The organism is Aeoliella mucimassa (assembly GCF_007748035.1).
Taxonomy (GTDB): Bacteria; Planctomycetota; Planctomycetia; order Pirellulales; family Lacipirellulaceae; genus Aeoliella; species Aeoliella mucimassa.
In genome coordinates, this window is the sequence record NZ_CP036278.1 from 6,112,704 (window position 1) to 6,132,202 (window position 19,499).

Annotated in this window: 12 protein-coding genes; 3 read left to right on the forward strand and 9 right to left on the reverse strand. The window is 57.5% G+C overall.

Features of this window, described 5'->3' with window-relative positions; all coding sequences use genetic code 11:
- Positions 1-66 precede the first annotated feature (66 nt).
- Complete coding sequence (locus Pan181_RS24055) at positions 67-2,142, forward strand: hypothetical protein (RefSeq protein ID WP_145251259.1); 2,076 nt, start codon at positions 67-69, stop codon at positions 2,140-2,142.
- A gap of 432 nt (positions 2,143-2,574) precedes the next feature.
- Positions 2,575-3,051, forward strand: coding sequence for a CBS domain-containing protein (locus Pan181_RS24060; RefSeq protein WP_145251261.1), 477 nt, complete (start codon positions 2,575-2,577; stop codon positions 3,049-3,051).
- A 211-nt stretch (positions 3,052-3,262) separates the two neighbouring features.
- Here Pan181_RS24060 and Pan181_RS24065 read toward each other — a convergent pair whose 3' ends face one another.
- From Pan181_RS24065 to Pan181_RS24105, 9 genes are all read right to left on the reverse strand, one after another.
- The gene (locus Pan181_RS24065; protein WP_145251263.1) at positions 3,263-5,518 is read right to left on the reverse strand and encodes a glutamine synthetase III family protein; all 2,256 of its coding nucleotides are present in this window, start codon (positions 5,516-5,518) and stop codon (positions 3,263-3,265) included.
- Between the two features lie 435 nt (positions 5,519-5,953).
- On the reverse strand, positions 5,954-7,174 hold the full coding sequence (locus Pan181_RS24070) for a hypothetical protein (RefSeq protein WP_145251265.1): 1,221 nt from the start codon (positions 7,172-7,174) through the stop codon (positions 5,954-5,956).
- Between the two features lie 89 nt (positions 7,175-7,263).
- The gene (locus Pan181_RS24075; RefSeq protein ID WP_145251266.1) at positions 7,264-8,316 is read right to left on the reverse strand and encodes a hypothetical protein; all 1,053 of its coding nucleotides are present in this window, start codon (positions 8,314-8,316) and stop codon (positions 7,264-7,266) included.
- Positions 8,313-9,974 carry a radical SAM/SPASM domain-containing protein gene (locus Pan181_RS24080; protein WP_145251268.1) on the reverse strand — a complete coding sequence of 554 codons (1,662 nt, stop codon included), beginning with the start codon at positions 9,972-9,974 and terminating at the stop codon, positions 8,313-8,315. Before Pan181_RS24080 ends, Pan181_RS24075 begins: the two co-directional genes overlap by 4 nt.
- Entirely contained in the window at positions 9,975-11,807 is a 1,833-nt protein-coding gene (locus Pan181_RS24085; RefSeq protein ID WP_145251269.1) for a hypothetical protein, read from the reverse strand.
- Between the two features lie 1,275 nt (positions 11,808-13,082).
- Positions 13,083-13,817 (reverse strand): hypothetical protein, encoded by a 735-nt coding sequence (locus Pan181_RS24090; RefSeq protein WP_145251271.1) that lies wholly within the window; start codon positions 13,815-13,817, stop codon positions 13,083-13,085.
- Positions 13,818-13,821: 4 nt separating this feature from the next.
- Positions 13,822-14,448, reverse strand: coding sequence for a hypothetical protein (locus Pan181_RS24095; RefSeq protein ID WP_145251273.1), 627 nt, complete (start codon positions 14,446-14,448; stop codon positions 13,822-13,824).
- Between the two features lie 443 nt (positions 14,449-14,891).
- Entirely contained in the window at positions 14,892-15,254 is a 363-nt protein-coding gene (locus Pan181_RS24100; RefSeq protein WP_145251275.1) for a 50S ribosome-binding protein YggL, read from the reverse strand.
- A gap of 1,797 nt (positions 15,255-17,051) precedes the next feature.
- Positions 17,052-18,668 carry a sigma-54 interaction domain-containing protein gene (locus tag Pan181_RS24105; RefSeq protein WP_145251277.1) on the reverse strand — a complete coding sequence of 539 codons (1,617 nt, stop codon included), beginning with the start codon at positions 18,666-18,668 and terminating at the stop codon, positions 17,052-17,054.
- 227 nt (positions 18,669-18,895) lie between these two features.
- Here Pan181_RS24105 and Pan181_RS24110 point away from each other — a divergent pair, with 227 nt between their 5' ends.
- Positions 18,896-19,477, forward strand: coding sequence for a carboxymuconolactone decarboxylase family protein (locus Pan181_RS24110; RefSeq protein WP_145251278.1), 582 nt, complete (start codon positions 18,896-18,898; stop codon positions 19,475-19,477).
- Positions 19,478-19,499: the final 22 nt, after the last annotated feature.

Here is a 19,499-nt window from a genome sequence, read left to right on the forward strand (position 1 = left end):
TCCGCGCGCGAATCGGCTGTGGGTGCCCTCCTCGTAGAAACTGCCAGTACGGAGATAGCCCTCGCCATGGCTTTGTTGGCCCGCTGCCCCGCTTGTGATTGTGAGCTCGAACTCCCGGCCGACGCCTTGGAAGCGTCGTCGGACGTCGAGGTTGAGTGTCCCGCGTGTCGCCATACGTTCCTGGTGGACGATGCCGCGCCGCGCACCGTGATGGCAGCCCGCCCGGTGACCAAGGCTTCCTCGATTGCCAGCCAGGCGGAACCCACCAAGTCGCAAGACGACCGCGCAGCGGACGAAACTCCATCGTTTAGTGCATCGACGCTAGCATCGTTTCTCGAAGACGCTGGCCTCGAAGATTCCGACAGCAAGCGTGCCGCATCAGAAAGCCCCAAACCGCAAGGCTCCGGTTCGGAGAGTAACGCCGAGAAGCCTAGCGAACTGAACCTCGGCAACTACAAGAGCCTGGAGGAACTGTTCAACAAGGTCTCGGCTGGACCGGTCAAACGCCCCACAATCGATGAGCCGCCCACCAGCGAGCCGGCGGTAGATCCCGAAGCGATCACCCAAAAGCTACCCCGCACCGCGTCGATCGAACCGATGGACGACACCAGCGACGACTCGCCGAAAGAACCGTCGACGGATTCGTTTGACGAGTTTGTCGGCTCCAGGGAAGAAGATGTCGAAGACGCCCAGTTCGAGCCTGCCAGCTTCGATTCACTCGAGCACGCTACGAGCGACTCCGACGAGCCGGCGCCGACTTCCGATCGGCGACCAACCCTCGGCGAGCTATTTGGCGCCAGCAGTGCATTTGATGAATCAGTACCAGAACCATCGCCGCTGGAAGAAGACGCGATCGACGTGGAGTTCGAAGACTCCAACGATACCAAGCCCATGGTGCAAGGCGAGTCGATCGATACGATCCTCGACGAGTTAGACAAAGTCTCGCGCGATTCGAGTACCCCTTCGGCATTCCATGACGAAGACGAAGAAGCCACCACCGAACCGCTAGCGTCTCCCTCGTTCGACTTTGGGCCTGATAGCAGCGACACGGAACCCGAACACCCGAAAGGCTTGCGGGCGTCGATGGGTTTGTCGGGCGACTCGCACCTTGAGGAAGAAGAGGAGTCGCTGCTGCCGGTGACCGACGAAGCCGACGACGAAATCTCGTTCGCCGGCGTGCAAGCACCGAGCGGCAAGATCCCCACCCGCAAACGGGGCGGCAGCACCTCGCTGCTGAAACTCGCCATGGGTGGTGTGAGCAGCATTGCAGTCGCGCTGATCCTATCGCCGCTGGCGGTGATGTGGATCAACCACTTCCGTTCGAATCCGGCCGAACCGTTTGGGGTCGCCCAGTACTATCCCGACCTGCTGAAACCGGCCGAGTTCCGCAGCGATCCGACCACCGAGCAAGGCGCGAGCGAAAGCTCTTCGGGCGATACGATGCTGGCCGAGAACGACCACCAAGAGACCGGCAACGTGATTCCGCTGAACTTCGAGGAAACCATTTCCCCGCCCGACAGCTCGGCCCCCGCCCCCTGGGACGAGGACGACTCGGCGGCCGCTCCGCTCAGCAAGAGCACCGTCGAGATCACTGGTGCTCCGAAGTACCCTGCGGCCGAAATCATGGAACTGACCAAAGCAGCGAAGGACGCGACCAGCAAGCTGCTGGACGGCAGCCTGTCCGACTCCGCTCTCCGCCCCACCAAGGGTGGCGGCTACGCTTCGATCGCCCCGCTGGCCGACGCGATTACCTTTGCCGAAGGGGAACCAACCGCGAGTTGGAACACCCAAGCGCGAGCGGTGTTCCCTCCGTTGTTTGCCACCGCGCAGAGTCGCGAAGAGATCGCATTGATTTCGAGCGTTTGGCTCACGAGCGATCGCCGCACGCATGGCGGCATCTTCTTTAGCGGCCAGCCCGACAAAGGCCGTCAGCAAGGAAGTGTCGCCGAGTACGAGTTCACGCTGCCGAACAATCACAAGCTGATCGTACTCACCTCGAAGGCCCTGCCCGACTCGATTACCTCGGCATCGCACGTGGGTGTGATTGGTAGCGTCATCGACCAGCCTGCAGAGCGTATTGAAGGCTACACCGGTTCTGCGGAACAGGTGATCTGGTCGAACGATTTCGTTCCCGTTCGCTAACGAACGAACAACCGCTCTCCGCCGTGGCACCCCCCAGATGCTAGCAACGTAGCGCGCATTCTCGAATTGCCAGCTGTTTACTTCCAGCGCGATTGTGAAGGAATTCACAATCTGTTTCAGCGTGCTATTCGTGGCCGAAACTCGAACGAAAGTGGTCCGCACCCCCTTCGTGAAATGGTTCACAATCTATCTCGGCAAAAACTTGCAGAATGGGTGCTAGATTTCTTTTGGGGCTCGCAGCCTAACTCGGTATACTGACGACCGCTGCGAGAATCCGTCGTTCATACCTTATCCCCCAGCAGCATCCACCCGGGCGATGCAGCACTGAGTCGGAATCATTTCCTCGCAGTCCTAGACTAATTGGCAGTTGCGGTACGCGATTGCATGGACCCTGATCGCCAGTTAGTGCACCCTTATCTCGTGGAGCAGTGTATGAATTCAAAGGTTGCCAAGGATATCATGGTCACCCGACTGGTGACCCTTCGACCCACCGTCGACGTCCTGGACGCAGTGCGAACGCTGTTGAAGAGTCGCATCTCAGGTGCTCCGGTGGTCGACGCCGATGGCAAGTTTCTCGGTGTGTTTTCCGAGAAGTGCGCGATGCAAGTCATTCTGGACGCCACGTACGACTCGCTTCCCACGAACAACGTGGGTGCGTTCATGGATACCCAAGCACGACAGATCCGCCCGGACACCGATCTGTTGTCGATCGCGCAAGTATTCCTGCTCACGAACTTCCGCCGACTGGCCGTGGTCGACGAGCAAGGTTACTTGCTGGGGCAGATTAGCCGCCGTGACGTGATGGCGGCAGGGCTGAAAATGCTCGACGATACGAATATCGAGAAACATGAACCATCGCTGCTTTATCTCAGTGCGTTGCACGAGAGAAAATCGATGCCGTTGGCCTGAGAAAGCTGGCCTAAGAGATTTGACCTGAAAACACCATGGCTTCGCGGTCATGCATGAGTTCGGTCCTGCATAAGTAGCAACCTGCGCGGCTTTGCGCTGCGTGACATCGTACCCCCTGATAGCGACGGGCGGACTGGCAAACTTTCGAATGCTGGTCCGCCCGTCGTCTTATCTCAGAGTTCATCGTTCTTGCCTGTTCGGCAAGCACTTACTACTTGATGAACAACATTTCCTGGTAGGTCGGCAGCGGCCACAGGTCGTCGGCAACGAAGCCTTCGAGCTTGTCGGCGTAGGTGCGAACCTTGTTCATCAACGGCAACACCGAGTCGCAGCAGTGACGCGACTCAGCGAGCAAATCGTCCGACTCCCCTTCGGCCAGCGAGGCTTCCAGTTCGGCGATCGAATCCTGAAGCTCCTTGACCAATTCGGTCATGGCATCCAGGGTGTTGGTATCGAACTCGTACCCGAGCATCTTCAGGTTGGTGCACGTTGCAGCCAGCTCGTTTTGGTAACGAATCGCAGCAGGGAAGATCATGGTCTTGGCGATCTTGATCGTCAGCTTGGCTTCCACGCCGATCGTCATGCAGTACTGCTCGAGGTAGGTATCGAGACGGCTGGCGAGCTCACGCTCCGACAGCACGTTGTACTTGCCGAACAGATCGATGATGTCCTGGTTCTTCAACACAGGCAAGGCGTCGGCCGAGGTCTTCAGGTTCAGCAGACCACGCTCTTCGGCCTCTTTGTGCCACTCTTCGCTGTAGCCGTCGCCGTTGAAGATGATCGCGCCATGCTCGTTCATGATCTCGGTGAGCAGCTTCTGCAGCTCGCCGTGCAACTTCTCGGGATCGCCACCAGTGGCTTCTTCCAGACGGGTTGCACAGTAGTCGAGCGACTCGGCGACGATGGTGTTCATCGCCACGAGCGGGCCAGCGATCGATTGGTTCGAACCAACCGCACGGAACTCGAACCGGTTACCAGTGAACGCGAACGGGCTCGTACGGTTACGGTCGCCAGCATCCTTTGGCAGCGGCGGCAACACGTCGACACCAACGGTCAGCGTACCCTTGGGAATCGACGAGCTAGCACCACCAGCCTTAATTTGCTGGAAGACGTCGGTGAGCTGATCGCCCAGGAAGATCGAGATGATCGCTGGAGGAGCTTCGTTCGCACCCAACCGGTGATCGTTGCTCGCCGAAGCGACAACCGAACGGAGCAGGCCTTGGTACTTGTGTACCGCACGAATGACCGCACCGCAGATCAGCAGGAACTGAGCGTTATCGTGCGGGGTGTCGCCTGGATCGAGCAGGTTGCCTTGCGACGAGCTGCCCATCGACCAGTTGACGTGCTTACCCGAGCCGTTGACGCCAGCGAATGGCTTTTCGTGGGTCAGGCAAACCATGCCGTACTTCTCAGCCACTCGGCGAAGCGTGGTCATGGTGAGTTGCTGATGGTCGGTCGCCAGGTTGGCGAATTCGAACATCGGAGCAATCTCGTACTGACCAGGAGCCACTTCGTTGTGACGGGTCTTTACGGGGATACCGAGCTTGAACAGTTCGCGTTCGGCTTCGAGCATGAAGGCCAGCACGCGCTCGGGAATCGCACCAAAGTAGTGATCGTCGAACTCCTGGCCCTTCGGAGGTGCAGCACCAAACAGCGTACGACCAGCGTTCAGCAAGTCGGGGCGGGAGAAGTAGAAGTTACGATCGATCAGGAAGTATTCCTGCTCGGGACCAGCGGTCGACGAAACCAGACTGCCGTCGGTGTGACCGAACAGCTTCAGGATGCGCTGGGCCTGTTGATTCAGGGCCTGCATCGAACGTAGCACTGGAGTCTTCTTGTCGAGTGCTTCGCCGGTCCACGACACGAACGCGGTGGGAATGCAAAGCGTGGTGCCGTTGTCGTTTTCCAGAATGTAAGCGGGGCTCGTCACGTCCCAGACCGTGTAACCACGAGCTTCGAACGTGACCCGAATACCGCCGGTAGGGAAGCTCGAACCGTCGGGCTCGCCTTGAATCAGCTGCTTGCCCGAGAACTCGGCGAGCGCGGTTCCATCGTCGTCGGGAGCCAGGAAGCTATCGTGCTTCTCAGCGGTCAAACCGGTGAGCGGGTAGAACACGTGAGCGTAGTGAGTCGCGCCCTTGGAGATCGCCCAGTCCTTCATGGCAGCGGCCACAACGTCGGCCACCGAGGGGTCGAGCTTCTCGCCTGCTTCCATCGTGCGGAGCAGCGCCTTGTAAACCGGCTTTGGGAGCCGCTTCTTCATGACCGACTTCGAGAACACATTGGCGTTGAACAGGTCGCCAGTCGAGGTGTCACGGAAGTTCATCGGCGGCGAGCTGGGCTTGTAGTTCGTGACTGCCGAAATAGCCGCCCTGCGAGCCGAGTCATACGATGGCGAGGCACTGTTCGAAGAAGCAGTCAATCCACTACCGTTGCGACTTGTCTTGTCTTTATAAGCTGTATCCATCCGAAGTTCCCACAATTAAAGAGAGATCGAGCTGACCTACTGCAGCGAGTGCGCACGGTCGAGAAAATGCCTCCGTGCACGAGAAACACCACTCCATAGGTGCGAAAAGTAACTAAACATGCAAATTTCGTACCGGCAAAACCTCGACGACTGCTGTAAACCACATAACCCGACAGCTCTCCCACTGAAATGCTGAATTTGACCGCATAATTGCAACTCGCTGCCCGAGAAACTTTCTTACGCCAATCGGGGGGGTGCCGACTGCTGCCTGCTTTCTTAGCACCCGATGCAAGCACACCCAGCATGCTGACTTCGGAAACCTGCAACACCGACCTCTAGTGTGATTATTCCCCGCGAAAGGCGAGTCGCCGTACCGCGCGGTTTTTGGTCAATGCTCGCCTGCCGCTGGGTCAAAACGAGTCTGTCTCCTGGGGATTAACATCGGAGCTGCCGGGTTCGGAGCACGATCGCCAGCAGCGCGGTGCTGACGAACAAGGCAAGTGCCTGCGGTTCGGGCACCTGGGCGATGTAGAGCGAAGCATCGGGAGAGAAGTAGTCGTTGTTATCCACCGAGGTGGAGTTCAGATCGAAACTAAATGGCGAGCCATCCTGCAACACGCCCGACAGCGTGACATCGCGTTCGGTAAGCTCAAAGGGCTCTTCCAATCCCAATCCTTCGATCGGAATGCCATCCAGGTAGAACTCACTACCGACGAGCACAAGCGTTCCCTCATAGAGTTTGAACGCGTCTCCAAAGGTACCGCCAGAGATGAGTACGTCGTAGTCCAGGTCGCCTTTCAGCGCGGCCAGCGGAGGCTCGAAGGCTGCACTCGCTTCGTCGGAATCGGGACTGACGATTCGAGGCCCATGGGGCAAGATGGTGAAATTGTCGCCAAACGTACCACCAGAGATAGTCGCTGTACTCGAGGTAAACACTCTCATGTTGTTCCCAATCGTTCCACCCGTGATGGCAACCTCGTTGAGGAAGAACACGACAGCATTGTTGCCGATTGCCCCGCCCGAGATATTCAAGGAACTCTTGCTAGCATTGAAGTCGTCCCCGATACTCCCACCTCGAAGGTAGAGCTCACTTGCTTCTAGATCAAAGTCGCTGTCGATCATCCCTGCGGAAATATCGACGGTGGCTTCGTTAGCGCGCAAGCGAGTTCCGATACTCCCCCCCGACATCTGCAACGTCGTACCGGCCCCTAAATTGCAAGCGTAGTCGATCGAACCTCCTTTTACGTCCAGCAAAGTACCTTCTCTCACCCGCACATAGGGACCTATCGTGCCATCCTCTAAATGCACGGTGCTGCCGTAGACATAGAAATTCGACCCTATCTCCGCTCCGTCGATGTTAACGGTTGTCCCGGGAAAGACCCTGGGGTTGTACCCTACAACGCCACCAGTCGCATTGATTTCGATATGATTGTCTTCCAGGCCGCTATCGCCGGCAGTAAGCCAATCGCCGATGGTGCCCCCCTCCGAGAGATTAAGCTGCGTATCGGAAGCAATCGTATAAAGATTGCCAATGGTGGTCGGTGGGACGTTGATGACGTTCGCAAAGTTGCTCGGATCGGTTTGCCCCCAGACAGAGGACGAGAACGCGACCAAAACGAACACTACCGAACAAGACGCTCGCAGTTTGGCAACCATGGTTTCCCCCAATGAGTCGCGACAAGGAATAGACCACCCTGGCCGCATTGTAAATTGGTAACTGTCGTCGTAGTACCTCTTTCCTGTGTTTACCTCACCTTTTTCGCGGTGGCCATTTCGCTGGCGATCCGCCACGCGCTGGCGGCGATGCGGGCGACGGTGGCGTCGCTCGTGTGATAGCCCGACTTCTTGGTAGTGTGCTGCCGGATCACGATTACGTCGACGTCGTCTTCTGATTTGCCCTCGACGGTCATCCTTCCGACTGGGGTTCCGCCGCTCAGCCAGTCGAGCAGCCCCGTTTGTCGCTTCTTCTTCGGGTTCATCCTGACCTGGCACTCACGCAGCGGCTGGCCTAGTAGACCAAACGACTTTTTCGCGACGATCACCGCGTACAAGTAGGGATATTTGGTGCCTTGCACATCGTTGATGGCCACCTGCAATTGAACGCCGAGCAGGTCTTCGGGACCATCGGGAAAGCGAATAAACACCCGGGCGCCGATGGGGGTTTTCGTCTCCCCTTTGCCAGCGAGTTGAAACATCGGCTGAATCTGGCAGGGTGGATCCTCGTAAGGCTCGATCGCCCGCAATGCGGTTTCGAGAGCTTGGATCTCTTGATTGAGCGACACCGGGCGCCAACCGCGTTTGGTGCCGACAAACCAATGAGGCAGCAACAGCACCGCCGCATCAAGCCCGATGACCGGCGCCCACATGCTGGTCGACCGATCGGCCGCTACGGCGGCCACAGCCAGCAGCACAGCTCCTCCGGTGATCGCCAGACCAAAGGCCCCCAGTGGACTGGTGATATCGACAAACGCTTGGTCCCAGCTCGATACATTGCTTTGCAATAGTCGCGCGGTGGTGAATTGCTCGCGAGTGGTTTTTTCCCAAGTGCCGAACCGCACGTTGTAGCGCGGCTTCAGATCGTACCCGCGAACCAGCAGCATGAGCGTGCCGAATAGGAGCATCGGCAACGTAATCACGAGCACCGACTCGAGCGAGTCGGCTGGCCAGCACATCTGCATCAGCAGGCCAGCAGCAATGATTCCAGCCGCCCAGAGCAGCCGCTGATTGTAGTTGATTTGCGACATCAGATAGAACTGCAAGAGATGTCGCTGGTCGCGATCGGGGAGTACTCGACTCATCGTAGCCAGCCTTTCACGCGTTCGATCACATAGCCGGGCGTCATTCGCCGGCGGTTGGCTTTGTACAATTCGCTGTAGCCCATGCCGCTCCAGTAGAGCGTGCAAGCTCCTTGGCATAGCTCGAAGTGTTCGCAAGTTTGGCAGATAGGATGGGCTTGCCGTTTCTTCTTGTAGAACTGAGCGTCTTTGCCGAACCAGACGTTGTCGAACCCTTCGTCGAGCACGTTGCCGACCCCGCGGGCGAAGCTCGAGCAAGGCAGCACCTCGCCCGATGGCGACACGTGCACCAGTCCATCGCAAGCCGCGCACCCTTTGTTGCCGAGCCCATGAGCGATGGGATTGAAGATGCAAAACGGAGTCGGCGAGTACCAGTGAAAATCGATGCCAATCTGTTCGGCATGCTGCTTGGCTTGCAGCACGAAATCGCCGATGCGAGTGTACGAGATCTTGATCTGCTCGTGCCGAGCCAGCCGCGGCGTGCCGGTCGGGATGATGTGGTTCATCGAAACGTGCGGCAATTCCAGCGACTTGGCCAAGTCGAGAATGCCAAGCAGGTGCTCGGCGTTCTCTTCGCAGATGGTGGTATTCGTATGCACGTGCAAACCTGCATTGCGGAGGTTCTCGATGCCTCGCATCGTCTTCGCAAACGAACCAGGGCGCTGCGTCAGGGCTTCGTGCACCTGGGCATTCGGCCCTTCGACACTCACTTGGGCCGAAGTCAGTCCGGCCGCGGCCAGTTTGTCGACGTATTGCTTCGACGAACTGGTGATGCCGTTGGTGATGAGGTTGACCCGCATACCATTGTCGCGGGCATGGCGAATAAACATCGGCAGCTCAGGCCGCAAGGTCGCCTCGCCGCCGGTGAAGCTGACGCTCGGCACCTTGCCGACCTGGGCGATCTGCTCGATCACCCGCATCACCTCGTCGGCGGTCATCTCTTCGCCGACGGGATCACGCTGCGGATGGCGATTCTTCCACCAATCGAATTGTCGCCAGAACTTCCACCAGTTGCGATGCCGCTCGCGGGCCAAATTGCCCGGCGTGGCGTCGGGCGTTCCGCACCCCGCGTAGCAGAACGTGCAAGCCAGGTTGCAACGGTAAGTAATGGCGATTTCGCTCAGCACAGGGTAGCGGGTGAAGCTCCCCTCGAACGGAGTGGTATTCGTGGTCGGCCGCCCCCGCCCGTCTCCCAGGCGATTCGCGAGCAGGTCGCGAACGTCGCAGAAGAACGTATGCATCTGATAGATGCGCTCGGGGTGGTTACCAGCACCAACCGACAACGCAATTTGCCGGGCAGGCTCTCCCTCGAGTGCTCGATGCAGCAACGTGAGTCCCGAGCGGTTCAACTGAAACACCTCGGTGGGCATTTTGATTAGCACGCCATCGTCGGGACGCACGCGAACATACGCCCGCACGTTGGCTACGAACTCGTCGATCCAGTCAAGGTGCTCTAGCTCGGTGCCGAACTGCTCGCCGTCGGCCGGGTACCAGTGGGGTTGCTCCTGCTCGCTGGCACATCCGCATCCGGTGGCCGATTGCCCGACGATCGGCAATGGCTCGCTCGCAGGATCAACGTAAGCCGACGCCTGTTCGACCAGCCGCTCGAGCTGGGCGTCTTCTTCCTGATTGATGATGGGTAAGCTCAGGTCTTGCGACATTTAGTGGGCTCCTCCGCTCACACAGGCACTATGACAGGCTGAATGGCACGCGCTATGACACGCACTGTGACATGCCGAATGGCACGCGCTATGGCAGGCACTATGACACGCCGAGTGACACGCGCTATGGCAAGCCGACGCGGCGTACTGGCTGGCCAGGTCGTTACCGCCCGACAGAAAGTAGGAGTAGCTGTGATCGGCCAGCCCGTGGGTGTTGGGCACCGCCGCGGCCAGGGTCGACACTTGTTGCTCGCGAGTCGACCAACTGCTGTCGTGATGGTGGTACGTGTGAAAGTACGGGTAGTACACCCGGCGGCGATCGAACACGCGCCCCGACCGCACCGGCCGGCGCGGAGTCTTGCGCCCCGATGGTTTGCGTTTCGCCTGAGTGGCTGCTTCCCAGAACTCGTCCGACTCGGCCAGGGCTTTGCGGAACTCCTTTTCGATCTCTTTCTGGTAGTGCTCCTTGGTCGCTTCCAGATCGCAGTCCCAGGCTTTCTCCTGAATGCCCGCGGTGATTTGCACCACGAGTTTCTCGGCCAGATCCTCGGCCAGGAATCCATCGTCCTGCACGCAGTCGAGGATCGTCTGATGGTAAGCGGTGAGGTCGTCGCCGGTGATGCCGGTTTTCTCGAGCCGAATGGGATTCTCGCCGATCACGTGCACGATGCCGAGCTGTTCGAGTTCCAAGATCATCACCGCAATCAAAGTCTTGAGCGGTACATCGCACACGTAACCGACCTCGACCGCGTTAAGCTTGGCGATCTTGCCATTCTTGCGGAAGCTCTTCAGCTCGATCGATGGAACCTGCCAGTCGTCGCGATCCCAGCTTACATGCTCAAGTTGCTTGGCCGCTTGCTGCAGCGAGCGATGCTTGATGAGCACGATGGCCGCTGCCCCGCCGCCGAGTAGCACCAGCATCACAATCGCCAGCCCACGCCCTGAGTTTCGGTCGACCGAGTAACGGGGCGAGGCCGATTGCCGAGAGTAGCTTGGCGTGGAACGTGGTGGCGGCTGATTCGACGTAGCCGGCGTTTCGGCCACCAATCCCGAAGCGGGCGGCGGCTGGCTCGACCGTGTCGGCTTGGTGCGTAGCGACATGCCCGCGAACGTATCGGCCGGCACGTAGTACGTGAGCGGGAACTTCTCCTTGGTGCTCAAGTTTTCTTTGTGCGCTCGTACCACCAGGTAGCGAGGTCCATCGGTCGGGGCGTCGGGCGTGGTGACTCCGGTGCCGCGGCGGCCGAGGTACGACAGCTTGTACCGTTTGTTCACAAATGGCTCGGTCCGCAAACCGAGTTCGGCCGCCTGCTCAAACGTGAGTTCGTCCTGATCGATCTCGATCGGCCACCTCACCAGCACGGTTTCGTGCTCCAGCGGTTCGTCCCACTGCACCGGTGCCCACCCGAACACGACCAGCTCGCCCAATTCAGCCGACGTGGTTCGCTGCAAATGCCCAGCAGCAGCTACGTCGGTAAAGTACGTCAGCACAAACGTGATCTCGCCCGGCCCAAACCGCTGACCATTGGCGAGCAGCACGTCGTATTTGTCGCCGAGATTTTTCAGGTCGAGCTGATAGCTCTTGCCCGATCCCTCGACCACCGCCCCGCAGCCGGGTTGGTGCCAGTCGATCCGCCCGCGTTCGCCCTGAAAGTAAAAGCCCCCCATGGTGCCGCGTTGCACCTGCCAGCGAACTTTGTACTGCACCATCGCCTTTTGGTTCGGCGCGAGGGCAATTTCGACTTCCACCCACTTCAGGTCGGCCGTCACCTGGGCCTGACCGCGGGTGGGGGCAACCAGCACGACGACTATCGCCAGCGCAAAGAGGGACAAAACGGTCCTGCGATCAGCACCCCGGCGTCGACTACTCACGGCTGTTACTCCGAATTCCGAGCCTGAAAAGAAGTGCTCCTATTGGAATCGGATGAAGCGGTTGAATCAAGATGGTTGGGTCCGAGAGTTCCCAAGGGGGTAGGAGTCACGACGACGAGTGGAACATGAGTAGGCACTTGGCATCCTTCCATTGAGTTTGCGGATGGGCTGCTCGCCACTCCGTCGACTTCCGCCAGCTTCCCATCCTGCACCAAATAGATTCCCACCACCACGAATAGATTCCCACAGCTGGGCAAATAGATTCCCAATTTACCCACCGATGGGAAAATTGAATCTCCGCCCGCGCTACAAAACCAGTAGTTTTCGCGCCCGAATAGATTCCCATTTCCCAAAACGCATCGAGTGGGAATCTATTTTTTCGATGGGAATCAATCGCAAGTCGTTTGTTAGTAGAGAGTTGCATCAACACCTCCGCGGAAAGTGCCCAAAATAGATTCCCATGGGTGGGAAACTATTTTGGGGAGGGGGCAGGAGTCAGGATTCGGGGGGCAGGGGAGTTTGGGATTTATGATTTCTGAGTGATGATTTCTGATTGAGGGATGTCATCTTGAAGGAGCTTCCGGCGACTGAAAGATCTCAGCTCGCCATTTCGAGCGTGTCACCAACGAACGCCCTGTAGGATGGGACCAGGAGCGACAGCGACGCAGCCCCATCACCTGCATTGCCAACACGCGCAGCAGCGAACGCCCACGCCGGCAACCCTTCGCCTGCGTGTCGCTAGTCGTTCGAGTTCAAAACAAGCATCACATCTGATTCACCTCCAATCACCAAAAAAGCCAACAGCCGAAAGCTGATAGCCGACGGCCTCAGTCACCTGTCCATTAGAACACCATTGGTGGCCAATTCCCAGCGAAAACTGGAGCATTCAGAAAATTCGTTTAGCCCGCAGCCGAAGGCGATGGTTAGCGAGGTGGACCTGGAGCAACCACAAGAAGTCTCACGCAGAGACGCCAAGCCCGCGGAGGGCAAGAATACCACCGAGAGCCAGCCAGCCTCGACTACTGATCCGCCCCCCTCTCAAGCATTCGGTGAAAGGGAAACATCCCTCGCAAAAGGTTTGCGCCGCCGGGGAGAGTGAACTGCGATAATCTCGGCAAGGCGAAACTGCTTCGGTCGATGAAGCCTATAGGCGTCTAATGGATTGTGTAACCGGGTGGCGACGGTTGACGTTGATTTCAAATTCGGCGTGAATCGCCACTCCGGTTCACGCTATTGTTATGCCGCGCGTCGTAGCGTGGCAAGCTGAATGAGTTCATCGACAACTAGTCGTGTTCCAATACGAATTCGTTCTAAGTCTGCCGCCACCGCGTTGTACCTCCGATTGTGAGCGGCACGGTCGCCGACTGTCTTCAACTCCTTCAACACTTTCTTTGTCTCTCGTCCGAGTGACAGCCCGCCATTATCCACCGCGTCCGTAATAATTCCCGACAGCATGGAATAGTTGCCATCGGCGTCTTTAATACGGGAACCAATGCCCAAATGCTCGTAGCATTCGATTAGTAGCGTCTCAATTAAGCGGCGGAGCATAACCGATGCCGCATCAAAGAAGTGATAATGAACACAACCGTTGACTTGGTTACCAATCTTTTCGATGTAACCACGAGTTCCTGCGAACAGTTCCTCAGGTAGGTAGCCGTTCGCCCCGTCGTGATCTGCTGGACTGGAGTCTAATAGACCCTGTACCCAAGCCTGCACAGTCGGCTTGGCCGTCGGTTTCAGTTGAAATCCCGCCTTGTTTTGAAGCGTCAAACGCAATCTCGCGATTGCGGGTGCAAGAGTTGTCTGATTCGGATTGCCTAAACCATTTCGCTGAATTACTCGCGCCAAATCACCAGCGGATTTTCTAATTCCGGTGGTGTCCCTATCGTAAAACCACAGTAGTGCAACGGCACGCTGCGCATTCGTAAGGTCGAGCGCAGCGAGCTTCACGCAAAACTGGTTGACATCCATGACGTTATCCCTCAGCGGCGCCTGACGGAGGCAGATCGTGTTCGACAAAATTTTCGCCGATATTGGTGATCGTGATGTCGTTCTGCTTCCTCGAGTCGACCCAACCCTTCCGATTTGCAATGTTGCGAATCGCTTGTGGTAAGTCGGCCGGAGTCCGTCGGCCAGCGTCCTTGAAGCACGTGAAGATATGGTCCGGAGAAATTCCTTCAGTGCCAAGAACGTTGTCTAGGTAGTAGACGGCACAGGCAATGAACGCCTGTTGGTCCTTGGGTTGTTTTTCTTCGATGAATTCACGAAACGCGGTGTTGCCTTCCGGCTTGAGGTCGAGATCTTTGACAATTGACATTACCGGTGGCTTTCGCGTCCGCGGAGACTTCGACTTTTTGGATGGAGTCGCGTCGATGACATCATCGTCGTCGTATGGTTCGACATCTAGCAATTCGTCATCTAGGTCAATATCTCCGGCAGCGTTACCATTCGTGTTAGTCAATACTTTGACGACCTTTGTGGCGGGCTGGAACGTCTTGTTAACGGCACTTCCGATTGCGCGAAGCCCCTCCTGGATGGTCTCATCGTCGCCTTCAAATTCAGCGAAGAATACCCGCAAACGTCCTTTTTCTTTTTTCGCCAAGATTGTTCTCCTTCACTGTTAGTAGGCAGAAAGATATGACAGGTATTGCCAGATATGGTTCGCGACCCTGTGTTTGTTCGGCATTCCCGTGCCGAAATGGCAGGTATGCGATCCGGCTGGAGAAAGACATGCACATGCTGTGCCGAAGGCAACTGCTTCGGTTCGCATGAGGGGCCGGGGACGTGCCAGAGGCATACACTTGTTATTCGACACAAAAAATGTGTGTAAGCACGGCTTATCCACATTTTTTTGTGGATAAGCTCAACCCGGATTATAGCAGATTCTAGGTGCTAAGACGCGTCGCAGTGAAACTTCTACGCGGGTTAGCTGCCAAAAACGATTCGCAGATTCACTGTTCGCTAAAATAGCTTCGGCCGATGAAGCCTAGGGGGCTAACGCAAAAAGGACCGCCAGCACGTTAAACGGTTGGCTACTCTGCCTTGTTAGGCCTCTGGTTGCGGCTCCTCATCGAAGGGGTTCTTCCCATACCACAAATCCCATGGCTCCGAAATCTCGAAGGAATCGACTTCGGTTCGCTCTCGAAGCCACGCCCGCACCCATTCCAAATCTTCCTGCCGAATTGTCGTGTCCCCTGTCCGAGGCTCGATCACACCCTCCCATCCCTTCGCCGGGTGTCCTCCGCCGCCGAACCAGAGCGCCCTGGCTTCGATCGCTTCCTCGATAAAGCCATCGGTGAAACGATCAAATTCCGTTGAGTCGAGGTGCCGCGTGAACGATGCCCTGACGCTTACTCCACGGACCGCGAATTCTACCCGATGCAGCTTCTTTCGGAGGCGCTTCTTCATTGCGTCTGTTTTTTGGCCTAACGTAATTCAGCTCAGTTGCCGGCCGCCCGCGGGAGCAGGCGTCCAACCGACAACACCATTCTACTCGCGGGCGTCGCCGGTCAACTGCAGCCGGTGGTTAGGCGACTTTAAGCAGTTGTATACCAGTGATACCACACCGTTGTTTCACCAAATGCTAAGCCGAGTTCTACGTCGTCCCAAACGTCGTTTAGGAGGCTTGATTCACGCAGCGTTGTCGGGTGGGGCAAATCAATACCGGCGAACCGATGCAGGTGATCTACAACCATCTGCCATCGCGGCCAATTGACTGGTGGTGGACCATAATGTTTTGTTGCTGCGCAGGCCTTGAGCAGCGCGGACAGATCGGGACAGTACCGTGATGGCGATGCTAGAGCCAGTTCGAGTGATTGCTCAGAATCCGGTGGGTCAAACTCGAATTGGTCACACGAAACTCGCCGCATGAATGTCCCGTCGCCTAACTTGTTTATAGAATGATCATCATAACACCTGTAGACTGCAAAGTTGTCAGCCTAACACTCGGGCTTCCGATCCTCGTAACTTACAGTGTAGCCGTGAGTTATGTCTATCTCAACCTTCTCGCTGTGTGATAGGATGTTTCTGCCTAGCGCACTGTTAGCTAATAAACAGTACAGGTGCCAAAAGCAGAATAGAAAACCCGCCTTCGTACGTTGGGTGTGAAACTTCTACGCTGGTTGGCTGCCAACAACGCCTCGCAGGTTCACTGTTCGCCAAAACAGCTTCGGCCGCTGAGACCAAGCGAGTTTCGGAGATCATCGAATTGCCCTAGTTGTGGCAACCTCAGCGGCTGCCGCCTGTGTTACACTGTAGACACAGCCATTATTGTCGGTGCCTGGCGACAATTCACATTCTTCCTTACCTGGTGGCGAGCTTCACACTAATGCCGCTGCGGACAATTGCAACTCGCTTTGGAATACACATGCTGTGTGTGGGTTCGGGTTTCGCGGCCGCCATTGCTCACGTTTACTTGTATGCTTTAGCTTGTGACTTGGGCATTCAGAAACCGGTTTCAAGATGGTTGGAAGCTAACGGTCTTGGTAACTGGTTGGGGCCGTGGTGGATGGTGTGTTCGCATTTCAGTGAATGGGTTCTGGGCTTTTGCTGTGGGATGGTCATCTGGGCAGTGTTCGGGAAGCGAAGTACCCTGGCAGCGTTTTGCTTTTCTGCGGGGTATCTAACTTTCACTGTCATGAGCGTCGTTGCCTACTCTTCGAGTTTGCAGCCGGTGGAGCGATTCGGGATTTCTGCCGTATCCGCAGTGGCCATCTGGGACTTAGTTTTCATTCCAGTTGTCTTGCTTGGAACATCGCTGATGCCGAATGTCAGAGCATTGTCTCACAAGCAAGAAAAACTGCAGTACTCAGTACGCAACTTGCTGTTGGGAATGCTTATTGGCTCAAGCCTCCTTGGCGGACTAGCATACGCAGGCCGAATCGGAGCTCCCGCTGTGCTACTGGTGGTGCTAACTACTCTTGCTTGGTTTGCGATTGGAAGAGCGAAACGCGTCGAGTTGCGAACGCATGAAAGAACTCCAGCGACTTGAACACATTCCAAGATTAACGAACTTGCTCTGCATTCATCGTTCCACGCAGGTTTCGCTGAGCCACGCAGCTGTTAGCACAGTGCGCAACCGGTAGTTCGCATGAGACCGACGAGTTGTTGTGAAGAGAAGCTAGACAGAAAAGTGGGCGAAGTTTAGCTCGTTCATCGGCTTTCAGCAACACGCATCCTGCTGGCAATGCTAGCATCGCACCGTCGCTAGCGAATCCCCAGCGATTTGATCCGCGAGGCCAGCGTGGTTGGCTTGACTCCCAAGCGAGCGGCCGCCCCGTTTTTGCCATACACTTTGCCGTCCGAATGCTCTAGTGCGCGACGAATGTTGTCGGCCTCGCGGTCCCGCATTTCGGCCATCGTGTAGATCGGCTCGCTGGAGTTTGCCCCCTCGCGTTTGGATGCGTGCTTCGGGCTTCGCGACCCCGTGCGTGCTGGCTTTGGCAGGTCGAACGTCAGCCGACCGTTCGAGGCGACGATCGCTGCCCGCTCGATCACGTGCTGCAGCTCGCGGACGTTGCCAGGCCAGTCGTACTCCTGCAACTGCTTGACGTTGCCGAGCGTCAGCCGCAACTCAGCGCGGCCCAACTGCCGAGAGTAGCGGGCGAGAAAATGTTCGGCCAGCAGCCCGACGTCCTCCAACCGGTCGCGGAGCGGTGGCACTTCAATCGGAAACACGCTAAGCCGATAGTACAGGTCTTGTCGAAACCGTCCTTCGAGTGCTTCCTGTCGCAACTCACGGTTGGTTGCTGCGATGATTCGCACGTTCACTTTGCGCGTCCGCTCTTCGCCGATGCGTTCGAGTTCCCCTTCTTGCAGCACCCGCAACAGCTTCGCTTGCAGGTCGAGAGGAATTTCGCCGATCTCGTCGAGAAACAGAGTGCCGCCGTCGGCCAGTTCGAACCGCCCTGCCCGATCGCGAAGCGCCCCGGTGAATGATCCCTTGGAATGCCCAAAGAACTCGCTCTCGTACAGCTCCCGCGGAATCGCTGCGCAGTTTACCTTGATCAGCGGACGATCGCGTCGCGAGCTACGGCGATGCAACTCGCGGGCGACCACCTCCTTGCCGGTGCCGCTTTCGCCGAGGATGAGCACCGACGATTCGGTGGGTGCCACCAGATTGATTTGCTGAGCGATCGTATCGAGCGCTGGACTGCGACCGACAAGATCGCCAAACGCGGTGCCGGCCACTTCTTCGCGAAGGTATTCGTTTTCGAGTTCCAGGTGCGACTTGAGTTCCTCGATTTCTTCGATCGCCCGCGCGTTGGCAATCGCTGCCGCCAGGTGATCGGCAATCATGTGCAACCATTCCTGGCACGATTGCTCAATCGGCTCGCGAGCGAAGATGGCGAGCACGCCGAGAGTCTCGCCGCGATACACGAGCGGCAAGCCCGCTAAGGCGACGATTTGCTGCCGATGAATCCACTCGGGGCTGACGATCCACTCATGGCCTTCTTGCAGCGTGTTGATCAGCATCGACTCGCCGGTCGAGGCGATCCGCCCGATCTTCCGCCCCCCTTGGGGGAAGCGGCGGAACTTGCCATCCGCGCGCGTCCAATGTTCCTGCTCGTCGGTTGCCGAGTTGCCGTAGCTGGTTACCAGGTGCAGGCATCGGTCTCGCTGGTGGCACTCATCGGCCAGCGCACACTTGCCGCAATCGCCGTGGAGCGGCGGGCGCAACAGCCAGATCCGCGCGAGGGCGATCGTTGAACGCTGGGCCAACAACCGTACCGCGGCCGGCAAAAGCTCAGGCAGATGGTGCTGCCCCGACAAGGCGAGCAAGATCTGCTTGGGGTCACCAAAGATGGCATTCGTTTCAAGCAACGGACCGCTCCAAGCCAACGACAATTCGTGTTCACGCAACGATTTGTCGTTTATACACGATATTTCGTGCGCCCGCAACAATCCTGGCAATTGCTGTAACTCTTTACCATCAAGTCACTTACAACAATCTATGCCAACTGGCACACCAACTGCGTTAGTAGCAAGGCATCAACGAGCTTTTCGATGGCTCTCACTCAAAACTCCGCTGCTGCGAAAGGAAACCTACTATGCCACGCCTTACCCCTGTTGCTCCTAGCTCCGCCACTGGTCGTACCGCTGAACTGTTCACCGGCATCAAGTCCAAGCTGGGCATGGTTCCGAACATGATGCAAACGCTCGGCCACTCGCCCGCCGCGCTCGAAGGCTACCTGTCGCTCAGTTCGGCACTCGGCGGCGGCCTGCTCACTGCGACCCAGCGAGAGCAAATTGCCTTGGCCGTGGGGCAGGCGAATAGCTGCGACTACTGCCTGGCAGCCCACTCGGCCCTTGGCAAGATGGCCGGACTCACGGTCGATCAGATTCGCGACGCCCGCTTGGGCACTGCGGTCGATGCCAAGGACGAAGCTCTGGTTGGCTTTGCCCGGAAGTTGGTCGACGAAAATGGACACGTCGACGACGCCGATCTGGCCAACCTGAAGCAACATGGTTTCAGCGAGGGTGAAATCGTGGAGATCGTGTTGAACGTTTCGCTCAACATTCTGACGAACTACTTCAACCACGTGGCCGATCCTAAGATCGACTTCCCTGCCGCCCCTGAGTTGGCCGCTGCTGGAACCTGCAGCAGCAATGGCACCTGCTCCACCCACTAATCCTGAAGCCCGGTGACCCGCC